Raw genomic sequence first — 3,781 nt, 5'->3', positions numbered from 1 at the left:
CCTACGGAATACCAGAAGATATAAAAGAAAAATCAATGAGCTATTTAGACGACAGATTAAAAGTCGTATATAAAAATTGGACAGATTTTATAAAAAGTTTGGGAAATTAATTTAAATATTGAAAGGAGATTAAATTATGACTGAAGAACAAAGAAAACAATGCGAGGAAATAATTATTAATTCTTGGAAAGGGGAAATTGATGCCAACTTTCATGATACGCTTATGTCTATAGCGGCTGTATTCGGCAAAGATAAAGATATAACGGAAGAAAATTACGAGGAAATAATGGACGGAATACTTGCGGAATTAGGTGAAGAGGAATTTTATCAATCAAATCAAGAACTAGAAGAGGAACTTTATCAATCAAATCAAGAAAGAGAGGAACGATGGAATATGTTAGACAATGAAGTAATTGAAGCATCAGGAGATTGTTTCGATATGATATTGAAAAATTTAGAGGAAACCAAAGAGCGATATAGTGCTTTTATGAAAAGTATGTCGGTAAAAAGATTTATAATCCTTTATTTTCTAGAAAAAGAAAAAAAGCGTAAAGACTTGAAAAAACAAAATGATAAAGATAATAAAAATAAAGAAATAGAATAAATAAAAAAGAGAGGTAAATAATATGTATAAATTAATAGATAAAATCCCAGAAAATATTCCTGAAGACAAAATAGAGAAAAAAATTATAAATTATAAACAATATGAATATCCATATAAAACAATAATTAAAGATGGTATGGTATTGGTTGAGCGGGGGGCATCAGAGTTTTTCATTAATACATTTATTCAATTTGGATTACCGCTTCCATTTTTTAGAGGTAATGATGCAGAAATTAAAAGTCTCTATGATTTTTATATGACAGATTCATTTGGACTTATACCAAAAAAATGGATAGATGGAAAAAAGGAAGTGTTTATTAAGGAAGTATTTATTTATGATGATAGTGATGATGAATATTTTCATTTAATAGTCGGAGAATATAAAGAAAATTTATAATTAAAAAAATATAAAAAATAAAATTAAAAGGAGAATTAAAAATGCTTGGAGCAATCACTGGAGATATTATCGGTTCTATATACGAATTCAATAATATCAAAACAAAAAAATTCGATTTATTTACCGACAAAAATCGGTTTACGGACGATACGGTTATGACTTTCGCCGTTGCGGAAGCCGTAATGAACGGAGGAAAATCGGAAGACTTTATTAGTATTATGAAGCTATACGGGGCGCTTTATCCGAGAGCGGGCTACGGAGGAACTTTTGTAAGATGGCTTGCATCGGATAGCACGGAACCTTATAACAGCTGGGGAAACGGTTCGGCTATGCGAGTGTCTTCATGCGGATGGGTTGCAAATTTAGATATTCCAATCGAAGAAGGAATTAAACAAACGGAAGATTTGGCGAAAGCGTCAGCGGAAGTTACGCATAATCATCCCGAAGGAATAAAAGGCGCGCAGGCTACCGCCGTGTCAATATTCTTTATGAGGCATGGAAAATCCAAAAACGCGATAGACGAATATAAAAATAAACTTAAAGATTATATTCAAAATAGATACGAATACGATTTGAATTTTACTTTGGATGAAATTCGCCCTATTTATAAGTTTGATGTCAGCTGTCAGGGAAGCCTTCCTCCCGCAATAGTTTCTTTTTTGGAAAGCGAAAATTTTGAAGACGCGATAAGAAACGCGATTTCAATCGGAGGCGACAGCGATACGCTCGGAGCGATTACGGGAAGTATCGCCGAAGCCGCCTACGGAATTCCAGAAGATATAAAAGAAAAAGCAATGAGCTATTTAGACGACAGATTAAAAGGCGTATATGAAAATTGGACAAATTTTATAAAAAGTTTAGGAAATTAATTTAATTTAAATATAAAAAGGAGCTTAATAAATTAAATAAAATAACTTATTTAAGGAGATTAAATTATGACGGAAGAACAAAGAAAACAATGCAAGGAAATTATTGAATTAAGAATGTCTATTATTGGAATTCCTGCTGTAGCCCATATCCCAATTCCAATAATTTTATTTAGTAATACTCTGCACTATGACAAAATGGCATACGACAAAGAGACAATAGACTTAATTATATCTTTGGCAAAAGTATTTAATAAAGACATAACGGAAGAAAAGGCATTTTATATTGCTAAAGAAATTGTAGAAACCAATTATAATAAAGTCTATCCACTAGGTTATAGCAGAATAGACTTTATTAAAAAGATAGGTTGGGCAACAGCAGATTATTTTGATAATAATAAAGAAAAGAATAATAATGAAAATAAAATAAATAATGTCGTAGAAAATACGGCGAAGGAGAAAATCATGTCAAAAGAAGAACAATATAAAAAGTGTGAGGAAATTATTAATTCCTACGAAGAAAAGTATAATAAGGATTTAGAGGAAGCCTTATATAAAATTAGGAATATTCCCGAAATACCCGAAATGCCCGAAAGCGAAATTAAAATGGTTAAAAATTATATATCTATACTTTTATTTTCGTATGATAAATCGGATTCAGAATGGAATATAGCCTCTCCATTACATTTAGAACCTATTCCTCAAGACAAGGCAAAAGCTAAATTTCACGAACTTTTAGCAGAGCCAAAAAATAAGACGGTAGAAAATATAATTGATTTAACCGTATCTTTATCGGAAGTATTCGGTAGCGGTATTACTAAAGAAGAAGCGGAAAAACTGCTATTTAATAAAAAATCTACTGAAATTGACGGGACGCTTTCATATTTAAATATATTCACTGGAGCTACGGAAAAATTTATACAAATAATGCAGTCGCATGAAAAAGGATATTTAGAATATGAAAATTATGAAGAAGAAATAAATAGTATTAAAAATATTGGCGGGGCAATAGCCAATTATTTTGATAATGAAGAAAATAAAATAAATAAAGTCGTAGAAGATACGGCGAAGGAGAAAATCATGTCAAATAATGACGATTTAATATTAAACTTATTAATTTTAGGGCAGACGGGCGTAGGTAAAAGTAGTTTAATAAACGCTTTGTTGGGTAAAGAAGTAGCGAAAGCTGGAGCAGGTAAACCTATAACTACTCATATAAAGAAATATGAAACCGAATTAGACGGTAAAAAAATTAATCTATATGATAGCATGGGGTTTGAAGTCGATAATGAAAAATGTATTACAGATATAAATGATGCATTGAAAGAAAGAGGAATTGATAAACCAATCGAGAAGTGGTTTCATAGCGTTACTTATTGCATACAAGCTGGCGGACTTAAAATACAAGATTTCGATATTAAAATGATTAAACAATTTACTGATAAAAAATATAATGTAATAATCGCTTTAACGAAAGCCGAGCAAATAAATGAAGATAAAGAGAAAGAGTTTATAGAGATAATAAAAAAAGAAATAAAAAAAGATACTGAAACAGATATTATGGTTATTCCTATTTCCGCAAAACCTGAAAAATTAAGAGGTATGACTGAAGAGCCAAAACCTTTTGGACTTCCCGAATATAAAGCGGCTATTTTAGTATCATGGGAAAAGATATTTATAGATAGAATACCGCTTCATATAATAGAAAAATTAAAAGAGAATATAAAAAATGCAAAATATAACGCTCCAAACTATAAGCCGAAAGATGACGATGATTTAAAAAAATTGGCTAAAGAAATAGACGAATATTTTATTAATATAATAAATAAAAAATTGCAAATTCATATAAAAGAAAGTTTTGAAAAATATAATAAAATTACGGAAAATATTATTACTATAAATACAAATATAGAT

4 protein-coding genes are annotated in these 3,781 nt (G+C 30.0%); all 4 read left to right on the top strand.

Annotated elements, in window-relative coordinates; genetic code table 11:
* Window positions 1-136: 136 nt before the first annotated feature.
* A complete protein-coding gene (locus ACR0QS_RS11915; protein WP_432633672.1) occupies window positions 137-604 on the top strand; it encodes a hypothetical protein in 468 nt (155 codons plus the stop codon).
* Between the two features lie 22 nt (window positions 605-626).
* Complete coding sequence (locus ACR0QS_RS11910; protein WP_432633671.1) at window positions 627-1,001, top strand: hypothetical protein; 375 nt, start codon at window positions 627-629, stop codon at window positions 999-1,001.
* Window positions 1,002-1,042: 41 nt separating this feature from the next.
* Complete coding sequence (locus ACR0QS_RS11905; protein ID WP_432633670.1) at window positions 1,043-1,870, top strand: ADP-ribosylglycohydrolase family protein; 828 nt, start codon at window positions 1,043-1,045, stop codon at window positions 1,868-1,870.
* A 66-nt stretch (window positions 1,871-1,936) separates the two neighbouring features.
* Window positions 1,937-3,781, top strand: a 1,845-nt coding sequence (locus ACR0QS_RS11900; RefSeq protein ID WP_432633669.1) for a GTPase, incomplete at its 3' end; no start/stop codon positions are given.

Origin of the sequence: Brachyspira sp. (assembly GCF_050873525.1) — a bacterium.
Classification (GTDB): Bacteria; Spirochaetota; Brachyspiria; order Brachyspirales; family Brachyspiraceae; genus Brachyspira.
The sequence above is the reverse complement of the archived record's forward strand: the minus strand, read 5'-3'. Positions and strand labels throughout refer to the sequence as shown.